We start from the raw sequence: 21,190 nt of genomic DNA on the forward strand, positions 1-21,190 counted from the left end.
AAGCGATCATATGGGGCGCAGCTGTCCGTGATTGCGCGGTCGGGGGCCACGGCCTGGTCAGGACCGGGGGCCCCGGCGGCTCATTCCGTCGGCTCCTCCACCGCCCGCTCCGGGAGTTCCGCCGCGAGTGCGGCGGCCGCCTGGACGAGGGGGAGAGCCAGCAGTGCCCCGGTACCTTCACCTACTGTGACGCCGTGGTCGAGCACGGGGTTGAGCGCCATTCGGTCAAGTGCCTTCGCCTGGCCCGGCTCGCCGCTGGCCTGTCCGGCCAGCCACCAGTCCGGAGCCCGGAACGCGGCCCGCTGGGCCACCAGCCCGCACGCGGCCGAAACGACACCGTCAAGGATGACGGGCGTACGGCGCACCGCGCACTGGAGGAGGAATCCGGTGATGGCGGCCACGTCCGCACCGCCGACCGCGGCCAGCAGCGCCACCTGGTCGCCCAGGACCGGGCGGGCCCGGCGCAGCGCGTCGCGGATCGCCGCGCACTTGCGCATCCACGTCAGGTCGTCGATGGGCAGGCCGCCGCGCCCGGTGACCACCGAGGCGTCCGTTCCGCACAGGGCGGCGACGAGGGTCGCGGCGACGGTGGTCCCGCCCACGCTCAGGTCACCGAGGACGACCAGGTCCGTTCCCGAGTCGGCCTCCTCGTCGGCGATCCGCATCCCGAGCCGCACCGCGGCCTCGGCCTCCTCGGCCGTCAGCGCGTCCTCCACGTCGATCCGGCCGCTGCCCCGCCGGATCCGGTGCCCGACCACGTCCGCGGGGAGCAGCTCGGGGTCGCAGTCGAGCCCGGCGTCGACGATCCGTATGGTGGCGCCGAACCGGCCGGCCAGGACGGCCACGGGGCTGGCCCCTTCGAGGACGGCCCGCACCAGTTCGTGGCCGGTGGACGCGGCCCGGGCGGAGACGCCCTCGGCGGCGATCCCGTGGTCGGCGGCGAACAGCACCACGCGCGGGCGCTCGATCGGTTTGACCGGAACCCGACCCTGCGCGGCGGCGAGCCACTCGGCGAGTTCGTCGAGCCGGCCCAGCGCGCCGGGCGGGACGGCGAGGCGCTCACGGCGTTCCTCGGCGTCACGCCGGACGCCCCCGTCGGGGCGCTCGATCAGATCGGAGAAGTCGTCGAGATTCAGCGTGCTCATCTGCCAGAGAGTACAGCCGGTAAGGCCCTCCCTCAGGCCTTCGGCGACGGGCTGTCGGACACCCCGCCGCCGGGCCGCTCCGATGCTGTCCCGCGCTATTCCTTGAGTACGGTCACCAGGCCCGCGACGACGAGAAGCACGTGCTCGCACTCGCCCGCGACGGCCGCGTTCAGCCGGCCCAGCTCGTCGCGGAAGCGGCGGCCCGACGCGGTCGCCGGGACGACGCCCGAGCCGACCTCGTTGCTGACCAGCACCACCTGACGGCGGGTCGCGCGTACGGCCGCCACCAGCTCGGCGGTCCGCCCGGCGAGCTGCTGCTGCCCGTCCTTGGCCCACACCGCGTCGTCCCACGCCCCGGCCCGGTCCATCGCGTCCGTCAGCCACAGCGCCAGGCAGTCGATCAGCAGCGGCGGCCCGTCGGCGGCCAGCAGCGGAACCAGCTCGCACGTCTCCACCGTCCGCCAGCTCCCCGGCCGGCGCTCCCGGTGCAGGCCGACCCGCTGGGCCCATTCCGCGTCGCCGCCCCGGGTGCCGCCGGTGGCCACGTAGACCACCTCCGGGAAGGACTCCAGTCGCCGCTCCGCCTCCACGGACTTGCCGGAGCGCGCCCCGCCCAGCACCAGGGTCCGGCGCGGCAGGTCCGGGGCCGCGTGGTACTCCCCGACGATCACGGTCGTCCCGTCCGGCACCGCCCGGGCCCCGGCCGCCGCGCACCGGCGCTCCAGCTCCCGGCCCGGCGGGGTGTCGTGGTCCAGGTGGACGGCGATCACGTCCGTCGCCGGGCCGACGGCGCCGCTCGCCCGCAGCCGCGCCAGCGCCTCGGGCCGGCCCAGCACATCCATGAGGACCATGTCGTACGGGCGCCGCCCGGTCTGGTCGGTGACCCCCGCCGGGGCCCCGCCCGGCGGCAGGTACAGCAGCCGGGCGCCGTCCGGGCCCGTCACCTCGTACCCGGTGCCGGGCGCGTCCATCGGCACCGCCCGCACCCGGTGCCCCGAGATCACCGCGAGCTCCCGCCCGTCCGGCACCCGCCCGGCGGCCGGCAGCCCGGGCGGCAGCTCGACCGCGGGCCCGTCGTGCGGATGGGTCAGCAGCACCTGCCGCACACCGGCCAGCGAATGCCCGGCCCGGGCGCCCGCCAGCACCGCCCCGGGGGTCAGGTCCAGCAGCAGCGCCCCGTCGACGAGGACGGCGGTGGCGGCGCGGGAGCGCGAGCCGACGGAGACGGCGCAGGCCGCACAGGGGCAGCCCGGGCGGGGCAGGCCCTCGGGTGTTCCGGTGCCGAGCAGAGTGAGTTCCACAGGATGATCCTCCCGCGTCGCCGAGACTGCTGCGCGCCCGGTTACTCTGCGGGCACACTCAGGCTAGGAAGCGTGCGAAGCGTGCGAGCAACGGAGGCGGACATGGCGTGGACGTGGCGGTTCGAGACGGCCGACGGCACCGAGACGAGCCCGTCGGTGGTACCCGAGGAGTTCACCACGCAGGGGGACGCGGAGTCCTGGATCGGCGAGTACTGGAAGGACCTGCTGGAAGGCGGCGTCGAGCAGGTGAAGCTGTCCGACGACGGCGGGACCGAGCTCTACACGATGAGCCTGCGCGCCGCCCTGGACGCGTAGCCGTCCTGGAGGCACGAGAACGGCGGAGCCGCCGGGTCCTGACCCGGCGGCTCCGCCGTTCTGTCGTCATGCCGGTCCTCGGCGCTAGCCCCGTACCCCGCACAGGTGCAGCAGTGCCGCCACACCCCGGTAGGGGTCGGTCCGCCCGGCGCGGTCCTCGGCGGCCAGCAGCCGCTCCAGCTCCTCGTCGGGCGGCAGGATCTCGCCCGCCTCGGTGCCGTCGGTGAAGACGCGGACGCCGTACCAGGACTGCAGCGGCGCACCGATCCCCGACAGGGTCGCCGTCAGTCCGGCCAGCCGGTCCGCGCGGACGTCCAGGCCCAGCCGGTTCGTGTAGTCGGTGGAGTCGAACGCGGCCAGCGCGCCCTTCCAGTCGCCGCCCAGGCCCGGCCGCATGGCGAGCGCGTCGCCGTTGCGCACCAGCAGGGACAGCAGCCCGCCCGGGGCCAGCATCCGGGCCAGCCCGGCCAGCATGGCGTCCGGTTCGGGGACGTACATCAACACCCCGTGGCACAGCACCACGTCGAAGCTGCCCGGCAGGAAGTGGGCCCCGGTCTCGCGTCCGTCGCCCTCCAGGAGGCTGACGCGGTCGCGGATCCCTTCGGGTTCCGATGCCAGCGCCTCACGGGCGACGGCCAGCATGCCCGCGTCCTGCTCCAGGCCCGTCACCTTGTGCCCGGCGCGGGCCAGCCGCAGTGCCTGCGTGCCCTGGCCCATGCCTACGTCGAGCACGCGCAGCCGCTGCCCGACCGGGAAGCGCTGCGCGATCTGCTCGTCGACCTGCCGGCCCACGAGCTCCTGCCGGACGGCGTTGCGCAGCCCGCCCAGGCCTTCGAGCCAGAGCCGGGCGCCTTCCGCGAAGCCTTCCCCCGACATGCCGGGCGTCGCTCGGCTCAGGGCCGTTCCCCTCGCTTGACCTGCGGCTTCGGAAGACGGAGCCGGCGCATCTGGAGGGTGCGCATGAGGCCGTAGGCGATGGCGCCGCGGCGGGGCTCGTCCGGGAAGCGCGTGACCAGGGCCTTGCGGAGACGGAAGACCAGGCCGATGGAGTCGAGGAGGATCAGGACGATCACGACGAGCCACAGCGTCAGCGCGATGGTCTGGATCGAGGGCTGGCGCACCATGCTCAGGACCAGGATGACCACTGCCAGGGGCAGGAACATCTCGGCGACCGAGTAGCGGGAGTCCACGTAGTCGCGGACGAAGCGGCGGACGGGGCCCTTGTCACGGGTGGGCAGGTACCGCTCGTCGCCGTTGGCCAGCGCTTCGCGCTGCTTGGCCATCTCGGTACGGCGACGCTCACGGGCTCGCTTGGCATCCTCCTTGCGGTTGCCGGTCGAGGCCACCACGGCCTTGCGCTGCGACTGGGCCACAGCACGCTTCGGCGTAGGGCGGCCCTTCGGGGCCTGCGGGTCACGGGGCTGCGAGAGGTCGGCGCTCACCTTGTCGGTGGCGGCGGCCTTCTCTTCCTTGGAGGAGCGGCTACCAAACACAAAACCCAAGCCTACGTGGTTGCGGGCATGGGCCCCACCCCGCTGGGGAACGATCCGGCAACGGCGGGCGTCCTTCCCCTTGCACGGTCCGTGCGGTGGGCCCGCTCTCCTGGGATCACCTACTCCTTACGCCTGATGGGGCGGGGGCGTAGTCGTCCTGGAGGAGGAGCGCATCCGTACTCGAACAGTGCGGTAATGGAGACAGGGCCCGTACTGTGGGTTCTGTCGGTGACCTGGAGCACAGTCCGTCTAGAAGGGGGCGCGCGAAGCCCATGAGCGGTGTCATGAAGCGTATGGGGATGATCTTCCGCGCGAAGGCGAACAAGGCCCTTGACCGGGCCGAGGACCCGCGCGAAACCCTCGACTACTCGTACCAGAAGCAGCTGGAGCTGCTGCAGAAGGTGCGCCGCGGGGTCGCCGACGTGGCGACCTCCCGCAAGCGCCTGGAACTGCAGCTCAACCAGCTCCAGGGGCAGTCCGCCAAGCTGGAGGACCAGGGCCGCAAGGCCCTCGCCCTGGGCCGCGAGGACCTGGCCCGCGAGGCCCTCTCCCGGCGCGCCTCGCTCCAGCAGCAGGTCAGCGACCTGGAGGTGCAGCACCAGACCCTGCAGGGCGAGGAGGAGAAGCTGACCCTCGCCGCCCAGCGGCTCCAGGCCAAGGTGGACGCCTTCCGTACGAAGAAGGAGACCATCAAGGCCACCTACACGGCGGCCCAGGCGCAGACCCGGATCGCGGAGTCCTTCTCCGGCATCTCCGAGGAGATGAGCGACGTCGGCCTGGCCATCCAGCGGGCCGAGGACAAGACCGCTCAGCTGCAGGCCCGCGCCGGTGCGATCGACGAGCTGCTGGCCTCCGGCGCGCTCGACGACCAGAGCGGCCTCGGCTCCAAGGACGACATCCAGGCCGAGCTGGACCGCCTCTCGGGCGGTACGGACGTGGAGCTGGAGCTCCAGCGCATGAAGGCCGAGCTGGCGGGCGGCCCCTCCGCCCAGCAGCAGGCCATCGAGGGCGGCGCGCAGGGCAACGGTCAGCAGCCGCAGACCCCGCACCGGTTCGACAAGCAGTAGGAGTGGGCCCGTCATGATTGTCCGCATCATGGGGGAAGGCCAGGTGGAAGTGGCCGACAGCCACTTCCCCGAGCTCAACAAGCTGGACGACGAACTGCTCGCGGAGATGGAGAGCGGTGACGAGGAGGGCTTCCGGCGGACACTGGGCGCGCTGCTCGACGCCGTACGGCGGCTCGGCACGCCGCTCCCGGACGATGCGCTGGAGCCGTCCGAGCTGATCCTCCCCGGTGATGACGCCGCCCTGGACGAGGTCAGGGAGATGCTCAGCGACGACGGCCTGATCCCGGGCTGAGCCCGGGCCGGGTACACCGACAGCACGGCGGCGGGCCCACCCCCTTCACGGGGGTGGGCCCGCCGCCGTCGTCAGTGCGGGGGCGGCTTCTCCAGGGACACGGGGTGATCCGGGTCCGGGGTCCCGCCGATGAAGTTCTCGAACCTGCGGCGCGGCCGCGCCCAGCGCCGGTCGTGGTGGAAGGCGCGCAGCCCGGCCTTGGCCCGGGCGCGCGGCCGGTTCGCGTAGAACCGCTTCGCGTAGGGGGAGCCGGGCCGGGCCAGCCGGATCGCGCCGACCAGCGCCACCAGGGGGACGACCAGGCCGAAGAGCGCGGTGCGGGCCTTGCCCTTCCACAGGGCGATCAGGGCCAGGAAGAAGTTGGTGGCCCCGTTCATGACGACCAGGCCGCGGCTCTGGCGCTCCTCGCTCGACAGGTCGTTCACCCCGAAGGGCACGAAACCGCCGATGACCAGGGCCACGATGGCGGCCGTGACGACCACGAGCTCCACGCTCTTGCGGCCCTGCTCGCTCCAGTAGACGTCGTCGAGGTGCAGGATGAGCGCGAACTCGTCCAGGACCAGGCCGGCGCCCAGGCCGAAGATCACGGCCGATGCCCACGCGCCGAAGCCGTACCGGCCGCTGCCGACCGCGCCGAAACCGCCGATGATCACGAGGATCACGCCCGGCACCACGTGGTGGATGTGCAGACCCCCCGGGGTGACGTTCTTGAAGGGGCCCCGGCCGGCCCGGATCATCCGAGTGATCACACGGGTGACCAGGAACGACATCACGAAGGAGAGCAGGGCGAGCAGAAGCGGCAGCTTCCCCGGTTCGACGATGTTCCGATACCACCAGTGACCCATCCCACGGACTCCCTATTTGGCATGTAATGGGTAATTTACCGCTCGTGCCGAGCGGGTACCGTTCCCGCCGATGACAGATTCGTACGACGGCCCGCCCCAGATGCCGCCCCCGGAACGCGCCTCGTTCCCCGACGGCATCCGTTTCGCGTTCGGCACCCTCACCGTGCTGCCCGCCCGCATCACCCGCTGGGACCGCCCCGCCGCCCGCACCGGAATGGCCTGCGCCCCGCTCGCCGGGCTGGTCGTGGGCGTGCTCGCGGCCCTGCCCGGAGCGCTCCTGCTGCTGCTCGGCGGGGGCCCGCTCCTCGCCGCGGTCGTCACCGTCGCCGTACCGGCCGCGCTGACCCGGGGACTGCACCTCGACGGCCTCGCCGACACGGCCGACGGCCTCGGCAGCGCCAAACCCGCCGACGAGGCCCTGCGGATCATGAAACAGTCCGACATCGGCCCCTTCGGCGTCGTGGCGCTGGTGATCGTGCTGCTCCTGCAGGCGGCCGCCCTGTCCGACATCTACGCCGACAGCTGGATCCGCGGCGCCCTCGCCGCCGTGGTCGCCGCCGTGGCGGCCCGCCTCGCCATGACCCTGGCCTGCCGGGAAGGCGTCCCGGCGGCCCGCCCCGGGGGACTCGGCGCCGCCGTCGCCGGGGTGGTCCCGCGGCGCGCCGCCGTCCTGATCGCCGTGCTCGTCACCGCCCTGGCCGCGGCCGCCGCACTCCCGCTGGGCCTGACCGCGGCCGGCCGGAGCGCGGCGGCGGTCCTGGCCGCCCTGCTCGCCGCGGAACTGCTGCTCCGCCGCTGCGTGCGCCGCTTCGACGGGGTCACCGGCGACGTCTTCGGCGCCCTGGCCGAGGTCGCGGCGACCACCACCCTGATCGTCCTCGCCCTGGGCTGAGCGCGGACGGCGGGCCCGCGTACCCTCACCCCGTGGACCAACCTTCGACGGACCTGCCCTCCGCCACGCCCGTCAGGGTGCTGCTCGCCGACGACCAGGCGCTGCTGCGCAGCGCCTTCAAGGTGCTCGTCGACTCCGAGCCCGACATGGAGGTCGTCGGGGAGGCCTCCGACGGGGCGCAGGCCTTCGAACTCGCCCGCCGGATGCGCCCCGACGTCGTCCTCATGGACATCCGCATGCCCGGCACCGACGGGCTTGCCGCCACCCGCATGATCAGCGCGGACCCGGAACTGGCCGGCGTGCGCGTGGTGATGCTGACGACCTTCGAGGTCGACGAGTACGTGGTCTCGGCCCTGCGGGCCGGCGCCTCCGGCTTCCTCGGCAAGGGCGCCGAGCCCGAGGAACTGCTCAACGCCATCCGTGTCGCCGCGGCCGGCGAGGCACTGCTCTCCCCGGCCGCCACCAAGGGGCTCATCGCCACCTTCCTCGCCCAGGGCGGCGGCGCCGACCCGGCCGCCGCCGGAGCTTCGGCCGGGGCGCACGCGGAGCGGCTCGCCGCGCTGACCGTCCGGGAGCGCGAGGTCCTCGTACACGTCGCGGCCGGGCTGTCGAACGACGGGATCGCCGGGCGGCTGGAGGTCAGCCCGCTGACCGTCAAGACCCACGTGAACCGGGCCATGGCCAAGCTCGGCGCCCGCGACCGGGCCCAATTGGTGGTTATTGCCTACGAATCGGGACTGGTCCGCCCACGCGCGGAGTAGCACCGCCGGGTACGGCGTACTCCAGACGCGGTATGCCGCACATAAGGACGGCACCTGCGAGCGACGAAACGCGCCACCGCGGTGCGACAGGGTAGGAGTGCCCTCGCGTTCGTCACTGCAGAGAGATCTCATACCCATGTCGTGGCTGTCCCGCTTCAGCCTGGCCCAAAGGGCCTTGGTCGGCCTCGTGTCGATCGTCGCGCTCCTCTTCGGCGCCATAGCCATCCCGCAGCTCAAGCAGCAGCTGCTGCCCTCCATCGAATTGCCGATGGTGTCCGTGCTCGCGCCGTACCAGGGCGCCTCGCCCGACGTGGTCGAGAAGCAGGTCGTCGAACCGATCGAGTCCATGCTCAAGGGCGTCGACGGCATCACCGGCATCACCTCCACCGCCAGCGAGGGCAACGCCCTCATCATGGCCACCTTCGACTACGGCGACAGCGGCACCAAGCAGCTCGTCGCCGACGTCCAGCAGGCCGTGAACCGGGCCCGCGTCCGGCTGCCCGCCGAGGTGGACCCGCAGGTCGTGGCCGGCTCCACGGACGACATCCCGACCGTCATCCTGGCCGTCACCGCCGACAAGGACCAGCAGGCGCTCGCCGACCAGCTGGAACGTTCCGTCGTCCCCGTCCTCTCGGACATCGAGGGCGTCGGCCAGGTCACCGTCGACGGCGTCCAGGACCTCCAGGTCACCGTCACCCCCGACAACGCCAAGCTCGCGGCCGCCGGCCTCGACGGCGCCAAGCTCGCCGAGGGCCTCCAGGCGGGCGGCGCGGCCGTCCCCGCCGGCTCCTTCGACGAGGCGGGCAAGAACCGCACCGTGCGCGTCGGCGGCGGCTACACCTCCCTCGCCCAGCTGGAGGAGCTGCGCCTGACCCCGGGCCCGGGCAAGCCGGCCGTCCGCCTCGCCGACGTCGCCACCGTGAAGCAGGAGCCGGCCAAGGCCGTCTCCATCACCCGCACCAACGGCAAGCCCAGCCTCGCCCTCGTCCTCACCATGGACAAGGACGGCAGCGCCGTCGCCATCTCCGACGCCGTCAAGGACAAGCTGCCCGAGCTCCGCACCGCGCTCGGCGCCGGCGCCGACCTGACCGTCGTCAGCGACCAGGGCCCGGCCGTCGCCAAGTCCATCTCCAGCCTCACCACCGAAGGCATGCTCGGCCTGCTCTTCGCGGTGATCGTGATCCTGGTCTTCCTGGCCTCGCTGCGCTCCACGCTGGTCACGGCGGTCTCCATCCCGCTGTCCGTCGTCCTCGCGCTCATCGTGCTGTGGACCCGCGACCTCTCGCTCAACATGCTGACCCTGGGCGCCCTCACCATCGCCATCGGCCGCGTGGTCGACGACTCGATCGTGGTCCTGGAGAACATCAAGCGCCACCTCGGCTACGGCGAGGAGCGCGAGGCCGCGATCATCACCGCGGTCAAGGAGGTCGCCGGCGCGGTCACCTCCTCCACCCTCACCACCGTCGCCGTCTTCCTGCCGATCGGCCTCACCGGCGGCATGATCGGCGAGCTCTTCGGCTCCTTCTCGCTCACCGTCACCGCAGCCCTGCTGGCCTCGCTGCTCGTCTCGCTGACGGTCGTACCGGTGCTCTCGTACTGGTTCCTGAGCGCGCCCAAGGGCGTCGAGCCCGGGAACGCCGAAAGCGCCGCCAAGGCCCGCCGCGAGGCCGAGGAGAAGGAGGCGCGCAGCCGCCTCCAGCTCCTCTACGTCCGCGTCCTGGGCTTCGCCACCCGGCGCCGGCTGACCAGTGTGGCCATCGCCGTGGTCGTCCTCTTCGGCACCTTCGGGATGACCCCGATGCTGAAGACCAACTTCTTCGACCAGGGCGAGCAGGAGGTCCTGACGGTCAAGCAGGAACTCGCCCCCGGCACCTCGCTGGCCGCCTCCGACGATGCGAGCCGCAAGATCGAGCAGGTGCTGGCCTCGGTCGAGGGCGTCAAGAGCTACCAGGTCACCGTCGGCTCCTCCGGCTTCCTCGCGGCCTTCGGCGGCGGTACGGGCTCCAACCAGGCCTCGTACCAGGTCAGCCTGAAGGACTCCGGCAAGGCGGACGCCGTCAAGAAGGGCATCGAGGGCAAGCTGGCCGCCCTCGACGGCATCGGCGAGACCCGCATCGTGGCGGGCGACGGCTTCGGCAGCCAGAACCTCAGCGTGGTCGTCAAGGCCGGAGACGGCAAGGTCCTCGCCGAGGCCGCCGAGCAGGTCCGCATCGAGGTCGCCAAGCTCAAGAACGTCGCCGACGTGCAGAGCGACCTCTCCCAGTCCGTCCCCCGCATCTCCGTGACCGCCACCCCCAAGGCGGCCGAGGCCGGCCTGAACCAGGCCGCGCTCGGCGCGATCGTCGCGCAGGCCGTCCGGGGCAACCCGGCGGGCAAGGCCGTGCTCGACGACACCGAGCGGGACATCGTCATCAGGTCCGCACAGCCGGCCACCACCCTGGCCGAACTGCAGGCGCTCCAGGTCGGCCCGGTCAAGCTCGGCGACATCGCCGAGGTCAAGGAGGTCCCCGGCCCGGTCGCGATGACCCGGATTGACGGCGCCCGCGCCGCCACCGTCACCGCACGGCCGCTCGGCGACAACACCGGCGCGGTCAGCGCCGAGCTGCAGACCAAGCTCAAGGCACTGGACCTGCCCGAGGGCGCCACCGCGTCCATCGGTGGCGTCTCCGAGGACCAGGACGAGGCCTTCGGCTCGCTGGGCCTGGCCATGCTCGCGGCCATCGCGATCGTGTTCATGCTGCTGGTCGCCACCTTCCGGTCGCTGATCCAGCCGCTGATCCTGCTGGTCTCCATCCCGTTCGCGGCGACCGGCGCACTCGGCCTGCTCATCGCCACCGGCACTCCGATGGGCGTCCCGGCGATGATCGGCATGCTGATGCTCATCGGCATCGTGGTGACCAACGCGATCGTCCTGATCGACCTGGTCAACCAGTACCGCGCCCAGGGCCTGGGCGTCGTGGAAGCGGTCATCGAGGGCGGCCGCCACCGGCTGCGCCCGATCCTGATGACGGCCCTGGCGACGATCTTCGCGCTGCTCCCGATGGCGCTGGGCGTCACCGGCGAGGGCGGCTTCATCTCGCAGCCGCTCGCGGTCGTGGTGATCGGCGGCCTGGTCAGCTCCACCCTGCTGACGCTGCTGCTCGTACCGACCCTCTACACGATGGTCGAGCTCCGCAAGGAGCGCCGCCGCGCCAAGCGCTCGGCGAAGCGCGAGGCCCGTCTGACGGTGGTCCCGGCCCCCTCCGCCACGGAGGAAGAGGTCCCGGCCAAGGCCTGACACCCCTCGCACAACGGCCGAAGGGCCGCTCCTCGGATCGAGGGGCGGCCCTTCGGGCGTGTGCGGGGGAGGCGGCGGCTACGGGAGCGCCAGCATCCGCTCCAGCGCGAGCTTCGCGAAGCTCTCCGTCTCCTTGTCGACCTGGATCTGGTTGACGAGGTTGCCCTCGGCCAGGGACTCCAGGGTCCACACCAGGTGCGGGAGGTCGATGCGGTTCATCGTCGAGCAGAAGCAGACCGTCTTGTCGAGGAAGACGACTTCCTTGTCCTCGGCGGCGAATCGGTTCGCCAGGCGGCGGACCAGGTTCAGCTCCGTGCCGATGGCCCACTTGGAACCGGCCGGGGCCGCCTCCAGCGCCTTGATGATGTACTCCGTCGAGCCGACGTAGTCCGCGGCCGCCACGACCTCGTGCTTGCACTCGGGGTGGACCAGGACGTTCACGCCGGGGATCCGGGCGCGGACGTCGTTGACCGAGTCGACCGAGAACCGGCCGTGCACCGAGCAGTGCCCGCGCCACAGGATCATCTTGGCGTTCCGCAGCTGCTCGACGGTGAGGCCGCCGTTCGGCTTGTGCGGGTTGTAGAGCACGCAGTCGTCCAGGGACATGCCCATGTCGCGGACGGCGGTGTTGCGGCCCAGGTGCTGGTCCGGGAGGAAGAGGATCTTCTCGCCCTGCTCGAACGCCCACTCCAGGGCCTTCTTCGCGTTGGACGAGGTACAGATCGTGCCGCCGTGCTTGCCGGTGAAGGCCTTGATGTCGGCGGAGGAGTTCATGTACGAGACGGGCACCGTGACGTCGGCGATGCCGGCCTCGGTCAGCACGTCCCAGCACTCCGCGACCTGCTCAGCGGTGGCCATGTCGGCCATCGAGCAGCCGGCGGCCAGGTCCGGCAGGACCACCTTCTGGTCGTCCGAGGTCAGGATGTCCGCGGACTCGGCCATGAAGTGCACGCCGCAGAAGACGATGTACTCGGCCTCCGGCTTGGCGGCCGCGTCCTTGGCCAGCTTGAAGGAGTCGCCGGTGACGTCCGCGAACTCGATGACCTCGTCACGCTGGTAGTGGTGGCCCAGGATGAAGACCTTGTCCCCGAGCTTCTCCTTGGCCGCGCGGGCGCGCTCCACGAGGTTCGGGTCCGACGGCGAGGGCAGGTCGCCGGGGCACTCCACCCCGCGCTCGCTCTTGGGGTCGGCCTCACGGCCGAGCAGCAGCAGGGCAAGGGGCGTCGGCTGGACGTCCAAAGGCTGGGCGGTGGTCACGACACGCACCCTTTCTGTTCTGCGACAAGGGACTTCTGGATCATCACTTCGACTTCTCGTCTATTTGACGTTATCTATCATAACCGCTTCACGTCAGTTTGACGATGCCGATAGTGTCAATGTGACGCATCAGCCCACGATTCGCCGGATCCACCCCCGCGCGCGGTGTGCGAGCATGGAATATCTGAAACAAGCGTCGGGTCCCGGAATGAATCCGCGGTCCCGCTCGTTGCCACCGACGGCAAGAGTCCGACGTTTCCCCGTCTCCGGCGGGGAGCCGCCCACTTCGGGAGTGAATGCAGATGTCCGTACAGGACGACAAGACCACTGTGAGCGACGGCATCCTCCTGTCCGACGCCGCCGCCGAGAAGGTCAGGACCCTGCTGGAGCAGGAAGGCCGCGATGACCTGGCCCTCCGCGTCGCCGTCCAGCCCGGTGGCTGCTCCGGCCTGCGCTACCAGCTCTTCTTCGACGAGCGCTCCCTCGACGGCGACGTCGTGAAGGACTTCGACGGTGTGAAGGTCGTCACGGACCGGATGAGCTCTCCGTACCTCCACGGTGCCTCCATCGACTTCGTCGACACCATCGAGAAGCAGGGCTTCACGATCGACAACCCGAACGCCACGGGCTCCTGCGCCTGCGGCGACTCGTTCAGCTAGACCCGGACACCCACGAGGGCCCGCCCCCGGTCGAATCCGACCGGGGGCGGGCCCTCGTGTCATTCCCCGTCCCGGGCCCTGCCCGGGACCCCGGCTACTGCCGGGGGAGCGGCTTGCCGGTGGCCGCGTCGAGCACCTTCCGGTCGCCCAGCGGCTGCTGCAGCGTCACCGTCAAGGACATCTCCTGCGCCAGCATGATGCAGGCCTGGCCCGGCTTGTTCGGGGTGTCCGTGATCTTCACCAGGACCGATTCCGCCTGCTCCCGCGCCTCCACGGCGTAGGTGCTGCACACGCTGCCCCAGAAATTCACGGTCAGCTTCCGGTCGGCGTCCGCGTACGAGAATCCGGTCACCGTGCGCAGGTCCTTCGGGCCGGGAGTGCTCTCCTGGGCGGCCGCCGCCGGCTGGGGCACCGTGTGACCGGGCGCGCCGCCCTGGCCCGCCACCTCGAAGAGCCAGGCCGGAACCAGCCCCTGCGCCCCGTTCACCGTGCCGGGGACCAGCCCGAGCGCGGCGCCCTTCACCGTCTCCGTCCGCGGGGGCTTCATCGGCCGCGGCTCCGGGTTGCACGGCACCGCGTCCGTGGCCGACACCGGGGTGTCCGCCGCCAGCGGGACCGCGCTCGCGCATCCGCTGGGCTCGGGGTTGCCCTCCCGGCCGCCCGACTTCGCGTTCAGCCGGGCCAGCGCCTCCACGGCCCCGACCACCTGCTGCGAGGCCGCCCGTACCGGGGCCTTCAGCTCCCCGTTGCCCCCCACCACCGAGCCGTCGGAGCCCACGCTGACCTTCGTGGCCCAGCCGTGCGTGCGCAGCCCGTCGATCACCGGGTCGGCGGCGACCACCCGTACCGAACCCTGGTTGAACCGCGCGTCCGGCGTGGCCCCCGCCACCCCCGCGGCGGCCAGTACGGGGGCCGCGGCCGCCTTGGCGGCCTCCTCCGACACCGGCTTGCCCGTCTCGGCCCCACCGCCCGCACTCGCCCCCGCGTCCTGCGGGAGGGTGGCCGGGCCGCAGGTGTCCTTGCCGCGCACGCAGTCGTCCCCGGCGCCGTTGCCGTTGCCCGGAGCCTGGAAGCGGGCGAAGTTCCACGTCCCCGGCGCCGTACGGGCCACCGTGAGCCGGGGCCCGGAGCCGTCGGCGGCCTCCCCGGCCAGCCAGACGTCCCCGCTCAGGCGCGGCTCGCCGGGCAGGCCCAGAGCCGCCGCGAGGCGGGCCACCTCCGCCGGGGTGACCTCGCCGGACAGCGCGTAGCTGGGCGCGTCGGCCGGAGCCTCCGGAAGCTTCACGTCGGCCCGGTAGACCACCCCGCCGCCCGACGGGTCGGGCTCCCCGGGCGCGATGCCCGGACCCGAGGGGTCCCCCGCGTCGCGCGGCGCGGAGGCCGCGCTGTCACCCGTACGGTGACCCGGCCCGCCGTCGCCGTAGGCGGTCGACGCCCAGTACGCGCCGCCGCCGCCCGCGAGCAGGACGGCGGCCGCGATCGAACCGACGGCCCAGGCGGGCCGCCGCCGTGTGCCGCGTGATGTGTCGTCGGGTTCTTCGCTGGTCACCGCATCGCTCCTTCACCGGTCCCGTCGTACCTGATGCGGGTGTGACGGAGCAGGAGCGCAACCGGTTCCCTCCTACTGGTCCCCGTACACGGACGTGGAGGCGATCAGCCGCGCCGAGGCCGGCGGGACGCTGATCCCGTGGATCTGCGAAGGGGCCACGCGGACCGGCCGGGGGCCCGCCGGAACGGCCCAGTGCGGGGCCATCCGGGCGCAGTCACCCAGCAGGCGGGCGAAACCGGGCTGTCGTGGGGCTTCCGCGCCGCGCTTGTCGGCGGTGTACTCGGAGTAGCCGAAACCGTCGGTATAGGTCATGCAGGCACCGTAGGCACCGGAGCTCTGGCGAAGAAAGACCTACTAAGGGGTAGTTTCCGGGGTACAGCCCGGGGCCGCTTACCGGGTAGTTTTGACTGTCCCTCGCCGTCCTCAGCAGGAGCGTCCTCGCCGTGCGCATCGCAGTCACCGGCTCCATCGCCACCGACCACCTCATGACCTTCCCCGGCCGTTTCGCCGACCAGCTGGTCGCGGACCAGCTGCACACGGTCTCCCTCTCCTTCCTCGTCGACAACCTCGACGTCCGGCGGGGCGGTGTCGGCCCGAACATCTGCTTCGGTATGGGGCAGCTCGGCAGCCGCCCGATCCTCGTCGGAGCCGCCGGCTCCGACTTCGACGAATACCGCGCCTGGCTGGACCGGCACGGCGTCGACACCGAGTCCGTCCGAATCTCCGAGGTGCTGCACACCGCGCGCTTCGTGTGCACCACGGACTCCGACCACAACCAGATCGGCTCCTTCTACACGGGCGCGATGAGCGAGGCCCGCCTGATCGAGCTCAAGGCCGTGGCCGACCGGGTGGGCGGGCTCGACCTCGTCCTCATCGGCGCGGACGACCCCGAGGCGATGCTGCGCCACACGGAGGAGTGCCGTACGCGCGGGATCCCCTTCGCCGCCGACTTCTCGCAGCAGATCGCCCGCATGGACGGCGACAACATCCGCACCCTGATGGAGGGCGCGACCTTCCTCTTCTCGAACGAGTACGAGAAGGGCCTCATCGAGTCGAAGTCCGGCTGGACCGACGAGGAGATCCTGTCGAAGGTCGGCACCCGCGTGACCACGCTGGGCTCCAACGGCGTCCGGATCGAGCGCGTCGGCGAGGAGCCGATCGTGGTCGGCTGCCCGGAGGAGACCGCGAAGGTCGACCCGACGGGTGTCGGCGACGCGTTCCGCGCCGGGTTCCTGACCGGTCTGGGCTGGGGCGTCGGCCTGGAGCGTGCGGCGCAGCTGGGCTGCATGCTCGCGACGCTGGTCATCGAGACCCTGGGCACCCAGGAGTACGCGCTGGCCCGCGCCCACTTCATGGAGCGCTTCACGAAGGCCTACGGCGAGGAAGCCGCGGCAGAGGTCCGCGCCCACCTCGCCTGACGGCCGCGCCTGCGGCTCCGCCGGCGCGGAGCCCGGGCCGAATTCAGCCTCGCCGGCGTTTGAGGCGCGGGGTCTGGGGCGGAGCCCCAGGAAACCCGGCTCCGCCGGGCACCGGGCTCCGCCCGGACCCGCTCCTCAAACGCCGGAGGGGCTGGATCTGGCGGAGCGGCGGACCGTGTAGGCGGAGCCGACCTCGCGGGGGGTCTCGCCCACATACGTGTGGCCCCGCATCGCGCACCACGCCGGGATGTCCAGCCGCGCCACCTCGTCGTCGGAGACGACCGTGACGGTCCCGCCCACCGGGACCGTCACGATGGCCCGGGCCAGTTCGATCACCGGCTGGGGACACCGCAGCCCGAGCGCGTCCAGCTCCAGGGAGTCCGCCACCGGCGCCACCTCCGGCGGCTCCGACACGCCGAGCCGTTCCCGTACGTCCGCCACCGCGCGCGGCAGCACCTCCAGGAACGCGTTGACCTCCTCCGCCGGGGTCCCCGGCGGCAGGGACACCCGTACGTTCCCCTCCGACAGCACGCCCATCGCCCGCAGCACGTGACTGGGGGTCAGCGTGGAGCTCGTGCACGAGGAGCCGGAGGAGACCGAGAAACCGGCCCGGTCCAGCTCGTGCAGCAGCGTCTCCCCGTCGACGTACAGGCAGGAGAAGGTGACCAGGTGCGGCAGCCGCCGCTCCGGATCGCCCACCACCTCCACGTCCGGGACCAGCCGCACCACCCGCCGCCGGATGCGGTCCACCAGGACCCGCAGCCGGGCCGCCTCCGCGTCCGCCTCGGCCCGTACAGCCCGCAGGGAAGCCGCCGCGGCCACGATCGCGGGCAGGTTCGTGAAGCCGGGGGAGCGCCCCGACTCCCTCTCGTCCGCAGGCCCTTGAGGGGAGAAACGCACCCCCTTGCGGACCGCCAGCAGGCCGACCCCGGGCGGGCCGCCCCACTTGTGCGCACTCGCGGCCAGCACGGACCAGGCGCCCTCCACCGGACCCCAGCCCAGCGACTGGGCCGCGTCCACCAGCAGCGGCACCCCGGCCGCCGCGCAGACCTCGGCCACCTCCGCCACCGGCTGGACGGTGCCCACCTCGTGGTTGGCCGACTGGAGGCAGGCGAGGGCGCTCTCCGGGGTGAGCGCGTCCGCGTAGGCGGCGGGCGTCACCGCGCCCCACCGGTCCACCGGGACCTCGGTCACGGTCCCGCCGCGCGCCTCGTGCACCTCGGCCGCATGCAATACAGAACTGTGTTCGACCGCCGATACGACCAGATGACTTCCGACGCGCCGGCGCCCCGCGAGGACCCCCGCCACCCCCGTGTGAACCGCGTGCGTCCCCGAAGGAGTGAACACGAGCTCGTCGGCCCGGCATCCCACCGCCTCCGCCGCGGCCTCCCGCGCCGCGTCCAGCAGCAGCCGGGCGCGCCTGCCCTCCCGGTAGAGCCGGGCCGGATCGGCCCAGCCCTCGTCCAGGGCGGCCTGCAACGCCTGGCGGGCCACGGGGTGCAGGGGAGCGGCGGACGCGCTGTCGAAGTACGGCATCCGGTCACGCTAACGCCAGACCCGCAGCGTTCGAGGTCAGGGGGCGTCAGATGTGCCCCGGAGCCCGCCATTCAGGGCCATTCGCGCCGTCCCCCGGACGGCGGATCCATCCCTTCGGGGGCAGTAGCGGCGCGTTGGGCACCCTCCCCGCGCGACCCCAAATAGCGTCCAGTAGGGTTTGGTCCGCATAAACATCCAAACCCCTGCCTGCGTCAGGGCCGGCGACCGACCCGAACACGGCCGCGGCCGGCCGCGCGGGCCGAGACTCTCGGGAAGGCGCTACGTGAGTCCCTACGGCTCCGACCGCTCGCCGCGGCGCCCGATGCGGCGGAAGCTGCTGCAGGCGCTGACTGCGGGCGTGGTCCTGGCGACCGCCACTGGTTGCTCGTATACATGGAAAGACTTCCCCCGCCTCGGAATGCCGACTCCGGTAACCGAGGAGGCGCCGCGCATCCTCTCCCTGTGGCAGGGATCCTGGGCGGCCGCGCTGGTCACGGGCATCCTCGTGTGGGGCCTGATCATCTGGAGCGTCATCTTCCACCGGCGCAGCCGGACGAAGATCGAGGTCCCTGCGCAGACCCGGTACAACATGCCCATCGAGGCGCTGTACACCGTGGTCCCGCTCATCATCGTCTCGGTGCTCTTCTACTTCACCGCTCGTGACGAGTCGAAGCTCCTGGCCCTCACCCCGAAGCCGCCGCACACGATCAACGTGATCGGCTTCCAGTGGAGCTGGGGCTTCAACTACGTCGAGAACGTCGACGGCGACGCGGCGACCCCGAAGGCGGGCGCGGTCCCCAAGGAGCTCGCCTCCATCCCGGACCGCTTCACCAAGGACTTCCCGGCGGGCGCCGAAGGCGTCTACCAGAAGGGTGTCCCGGGCGACAAGAACCCCCAGACGGGCAACCCGGGTCCGACCCTGGTCCTCCCCAAGGGCGAGAAGGTCCGTTTCATCCTGTCGTCGAACGACGTGATCCACTCCTTCTGGGTGGTCCCGTTCCTGTTCAAGCAGGACGTCATTCCGGGCCACACGAACGTCTTCGAGGTCACCCCGTCCGAATACGGCACCTTCATGGGCAAGTGCGCCGAGCTCTGCGGCGTTGACCACTCCCGGATGCTCTTCAACGTCAAGGTGGTCTCCCCCGAGGAGTACCGGGCGTACCTGAAGGATCTGGCGGAGAAGGGTCAGACCGGCTACCTCCCGGCCGGCATCCAGCAGACCGACCCGGCCCGGAATGCGGAAGTGAACAAACTGTGAGCATCCTCAACGAATCCCAGGGTGCCGCCGCCGACTCGTATGAGAACGAGCTGCCGGTACGGCGCAAGCAGCCGGGCAATGTGGTCGTGAAGTGGCTGACCACGACCGACCACAAGACCATCGGCACGATGTACCTGCTCACATCGTTCGTGTTCTTCATCATCGGCGGTGTGCTGGCGCTCTTCATGCGCGCCGAGCTGGCCCGTCCGGGCACGCAGATCATGTCGAACGAGCAGTTCAACCAGGCGTTCACCATGCATGGCACGATCATGCTGCTGATGTTCGCCACCCCGCTCTTCGCGGGCTTCGCCAACTGGATCATGCCGCTGCAGATCGGCGCGCCCGACGTGGCGTTCCCGCGGCTGAACATGTTCGCGTACTGGCTGTACCTCTTCGGCTCGACCATCGCGGTGGCCGGCTTCGTGACGCCGAACGGCGCCGCCGACTTCGGCTGGTTCGCCTACTCCCCGCTGTCGGACGCGGTCCGGTCGCCGGGCATCGGCGCCGACATGTGGATCATGGGTCTGGCCTTCTCCGGCTTCGGAACCATCCTCGGCTCGGTCAACTTCATCACCACGATCATCTGCATGCGCGCACCCGGCATGACGATGTTCCGCATGCCGATCTTCACCTGGAACGTGCTGCTGACCGGTGTCCTGGTCCTGCTCGCCTTCCCGGTGCTGGCCGCCGCGCTCTTCGCGCTGGAGGCCGACCGCAAGTTCGGTGCGCATGTGTTCGACGCCGCGAACGGCGGCGCATTGCTATGGCAACACCTCTTCTGGTTCTTCGGACACCCAGAGGTGTACATCATCGCGCTGCCGTTCTTCGGAATCGTCTCCGAGATCATCCCGGTCTTCAGCCGTAAGCCGATGTTCGGCTACATCGGCCTGATCGCCGCGACGATCGCGATCGCCGGCCTCTCCGTGACCGTGTGGGCCCACCACATGTACGTCACCGGTGGCGTGCTGCTGCCGTTCTTCTCCTTCATGACCTTCCTGATCGCGGTACCGACCGGTGTGAAGTTCTTCAACTGGATCGGCACCATGTGGAAGGGCTCGCTGTCCTTCGAGACCCCGATGCTCTGGACGATCGGCTTCCTGGTCACCTTCACCTTCGGTGGCCTGACCGGTGTCATCCTGGCCTCGCCCCCGATGGACTTCCACGTCTCCGACTCGTACTTCGTCGTCGCGCACTTCCACTACGTCGTCTTCGGCACCGTGGTGTTCGCGATGTTCGCCGGCTTCCACTTCTGGTGGCCGAAGTTCACGGGCAAGATGCTGGACGAGCGCCTCGGCAAGATGACGTTCTGGACGCTGTTCATCGGCTTCCACGGCACCTTCCTGGTGCAGCACTGGCTCGGTGCCGAGGGCATGCCGCGTCGTTACGCGGACTACCTCGCCGCCGACGGTTTCACCGCGCTGAACACGATCTCGACGATCAGCTCGTTCGTGCTCGGCCTGTCGATGCTGCCGTTCATGTACAACGTCTGGAAGACGGCCAAGTACGGCGAGAAGATCGAGGTCGACGACCCGTGGGGTTACGGCCGTTCGCTCGAGTGGGCGACGTCCTGCCCGCCGCCGCGGCACAACTTCCTCACCCTGCCGCGGATCCGTTCCGAGTCCCCGGCGTTCGACCTGCACCACCCTGAGATCGCGGCCCTCGACCACCTCGAGGACCACAGCGTCGCCGCCAAGGCCGTCACCGGTGGCAAGGAGGCCGGCAAGTGAAGATCCAGGGCAAGATGTTCCTCTGGCTCTCCTTCTTCATCCTGATCATGGCCGTCGTGTACGGCGTGTGGTCGAAGGAGCCCGTCGGTACCACCGCGCTCTTCCTGGCCTTCGGCCTGAGCGTCATGATCGGCTACTACCTGGCCTTCACGGCCAAGCGTGTCGACGAGATGGCCCAGGACAACCTGGAGGCCGACGTCGCCGACGAGGCGGGCGAGCTGGGGTTCTTCTCCCCGCACAGCTGGCAGCCGCTCTCGCTGGGCATCGGCGGTGCGCTCGCGTTCATGGGCGTCGTCTTCGGCTGGTGGCTCATGTACTTCTCGGCCCCGATCATCATGATCGGCCTGTGGGGCTGGGTGTACGAGTACTACCGCGGTGAGAACCAGAACCAGTAGCAG

General features: G+C 71.2%; 20 protein-coding genes. 11 read left to right on the forward strand and 9 right to left on the reverse strand.

Annotated elements, in window-relative coordinates:
• Positions 1-80: 80 nt before the first annotated feature.
• Together cobT and KO717_RS25890 are read right to left on the reverse strand one after the other, a co-directional pair.
• On the reverse strand, positions 81-1,145 hold the full coding sequence (cobT, locus tag KO717_RS25885) for a nicotinate-nucleotide--dimethylbenzimidazole phosphoribosyltransferase (RefSeq protein ID WP_301371621.1): 1,065 nt from the start codon (positions 1,143-1,145) through the stop codon (positions 81-83).
• A 95-nt stretch (positions 1,146-1,240) separates the two neighbouring features.
• A complete protein-coding gene (locus tag KO717_RS25890) occupies positions 1,241-2,446 on the reverse strand; it encodes a bifunctional adenosylcobinamide kinase/adenosylcobinamide-phosphate guanylyltransferase (RefSeq protein WP_301371622.1) in 1,206 nt (401 codons plus the stop codon).
• Positions 2,447-2,548: 102 nt separating this feature from the next.
• Between KO717_RS25890 and KO717_RS25895 the strand changes: the two genes are divergently transcribed.
• On the forward strand, positions 2,549-2,761 hold the full coding sequence (locus KO717_RS25895; RefSeq protein ID WP_030011614.1) for a hypothetical protein: 213 nt from the start codon (positions 2,549-2,551) through the stop codon (positions 2,759-2,761).
• 84 nt (positions 2,762-2,845) lie between these two features.
• Here KO717_RS25895 and KO717_RS25900 read toward each other — a convergent pair whose 3' ends face one another.
• Both KO717_RS25900 and KO717_RS25905 read right to left on the reverse strand, forming a co-directional pair.
• Positions 2,846-3,637 carry a class I SAM-dependent methyltransferase gene (locus KO717_RS25900; RefSeq protein WP_301371623.1) on the reverse strand — a complete coding sequence of 264 codons (792 nt, stop codon included), beginning with the start codon at positions 3,635-3,637 and terminating at the stop codon, positions 2,846-2,848.
• Between the two features lie 17 nt (positions 3,638-3,654).
• Positions 3,655-4,263: a DUF3043 domain-containing protein gene (locus KO717_RS25905; RefSeq protein WP_301371624.1), complete on the reverse strand. Its 609-nt coding sequence runs from the start codon at positions 4,261-4,263 to the stop codon at positions 3,655-3,657.
• A gap of 263 nt (positions 4,264-4,526) precedes the next feature.
• On the opposite strand from KO717_RS25905, the gene KO717_RS25910 reads away from it, so the two are divergent.
• Both KO717_RS25910 and pspAA read left to right on the forward strand, forming a co-directional pair.
• Positions 4,527-5,321 (forward strand): PspA/IM30 family protein, encoded by a 795-nt coding sequence (locus KO717_RS25910; protein ID WP_301371625.1) that lies wholly within the window; start codon positions 4,527-4,529, stop codon positions 5,319-5,321.
• Between the two features lie 13 nt (positions 5,322-5,334).
• The gene (gene pspAA, locus KO717_RS25915) at positions 5,335-5,613 is read left to right on the forward strand and encodes a PspA-associated protein PspAA (protein ID WP_301371626.1); all 279 of its coding nucleotides are present in this window, start codon (positions 5,335-5,337) and stop codon (positions 5,611-5,613) included.
• A 71-nt stretch (positions 5,614-5,684) separates the two neighbouring features.
• Here the strand turns inward: pspAA and KO717_RS25920 are convergent, their stop codons facing one another.
• Entirely contained in the window at positions 5,685-6,458 is a 774-nt protein-coding gene (locus tag KO717_RS25920; protein WP_301371627.1) for a hypothetical protein, read from the reverse strand.
• Between the two features lie 70 nt (positions 6,459-6,528).
• Between KO717_RS25920 and cobS the strand changes: the two genes are divergently transcribed.
• The 3 genes from cobS to KO717_RS25935 all read left to right on the forward strand — a co-directional run bounded on the left by cobS (position 6,529) and on the right by KO717_RS25935 (position 11,388).
• Complete coding sequence (cobS, locus tag KO717_RS25925) at positions 6,529-7,350, forward strand: adenosylcobinamide-GDP ribazoletransferase (RefSeq protein ID WP_437184579.1); 822 nt, start codon at positions 6,529-6,531, stop codon at positions 7,348-7,350.
• A gap of 32 nt (positions 7,351-7,382) precedes the next feature.
• Positions 7,383-8,111, forward strand: coding sequence for a response regulator (locus KO717_RS25930; RefSeq protein WP_301371628.1), 729 nt, complete (start codon positions 7,383-7,385; stop codon positions 8,109-8,111).
• Positions 8,112-8,247: 136 nt separating this feature from the next.
• Positions 8,248-11,388: an efflux RND transporter permease subunit gene (locus KO717_RS25935; protein ID WP_301371629.1), complete on the forward strand. Its 3,141-nt coding sequence runs from the start codon at positions 8,248-8,250 to the stop codon at positions 11,386-11,388.
• Positions 11,389-11,466: 78 nt separating this feature from the next.
• On the opposite strand, the gene nadA is transcribed toward KO717_RS25935, so the two are convergent.
• The gene (gene nadA / locus KO717_RS25940) at positions 11,467-12,654 is read right to left on the reverse strand and encodes a quinolinate synthase NadA (protein ID WP_301371630.1); all 1,188 of its coding nucleotides are present in this window, start codon (positions 12,652-12,654) and stop codon (positions 11,467-11,469) included.
• Positions 12,655-12,947: 293 nt separating this feature from the next.
• Here nadA and erpA point away from each other — a divergent pair, with 293 nt between their 5' ends.
• Positions 12,948-13,304, forward strand: coding sequence for an iron-sulfur cluster insertion protein ErpA (gene erpA / locus KO717_RS25945; protein WP_030010511.1), 357 nt, complete (start codon positions 12,948-12,950; stop codon positions 13,302-13,304).
• Positions 13,305-13,398: 94 nt separating this feature from the next.
• Here the strand turns inward: erpA and KO717_RS25950 are convergent, their stop codons facing one another.
• Complete coding sequence (locus KO717_RS25950; protein ID WP_301371631.1) at positions 13,399-14,853, reverse strand: hypothetical protein; 1,455 nt, start codon at positions 14,851-14,853, stop codon at positions 13,399-13,401.
• A 72-nt stretch (positions 14,854-14,925) separates the two neighbouring features.
• On the reverse strand, positions 14,926-15,165 hold the full coding sequence (locus KO717_RS25955) for a hypothetical protein (RefSeq protein WP_301371632.1): 240 nt from the start codon (positions 15,163-15,165) through the stop codon (positions 14,926-14,928).
• Positions 15,166-15,296: 131 nt separating this feature from the next.
• Between KO717_RS25955 and KO717_RS25960 the strand changes: the two genes are divergently transcribed.
• On the forward strand, positions 15,297-16,271 hold the full coding sequence (locus tag KO717_RS25960) for a carbohydrate kinase family protein (protein ID WP_301371633.1): 975 nt from the start codon (positions 15,297-15,299) through the stop codon (positions 16,269-16,271).
• A 135-nt stretch (positions 16,272-16,406) separates the two neighbouring features.
• Here the strand turns inward: KO717_RS25960 and KO717_RS25965 are convergent, their stop codons facing one another.
• A complete protein-coding gene (locus KO717_RS25965) occupies positions 16,407-17,807 on the reverse strand; it encodes a cysteine desulfurase/sulfurtransferase TusA family protein (RefSeq protein WP_301371634.1) in 1,401 nt (466 codons plus the stop codon).
• 283 nt (positions 17,808-18,090) lie between these two features.
• Between KO717_RS25965 and ctaC the strand changes: the two genes are divergently transcribed.
• The 3 genes from ctaC to KO717_RS25980 are packed head-to-tail and all read left to right on the forward strand — an operon-like array spanning position 18,091 to position 21,187.
• Positions 18,091-19,065 (forward strand): aa3-type cytochrome oxidase subunit II, encoded by a 975-nt coding sequence (gene ctaC, locus KO717_RS25970; RefSeq protein ID WP_301371635.1) that lies wholly within the window; start codon positions 18,091-18,093, stop codon positions 19,063-19,065.
• Positions 19,062-20,792, forward strand: coding sequence for an aa3-type cytochrome oxidase subunit I (ctaD, locus tag KO717_RS25975; RefSeq protein WP_301371636.1), 1,731 nt, complete (start codon positions 19,062-19,064; stop codon positions 20,790-20,792). Before ctaC ends, ctaD begins: the two co-directional genes overlap by 4 nt.
• Positions 20,789-21,187, forward strand: a complete 399-nt coding sequence (locus tag KO717_RS25980) for a cytochrome c oxidase subunit 4 (protein WP_030016443.1) — start codon at positions 20,789-20,791, stop codon at positions 21,185-21,187. Before ctaD ends, KO717_RS25980 begins: the two co-directional genes overlap by 4 nt.
• Positions 21,188-21,190 lie beyond the last annotated feature (3 nt).

Source organism: Streptomyces xanthophaeus, assembly GCF_030440515.1.
GTDB classification, from domain to species: domain Bacteria; phylum Actinomycetota; class Actinomycetes; order Streptomycetales; family Streptomycetaceae; genus Streptomyces; species Streptomyces kutzneri.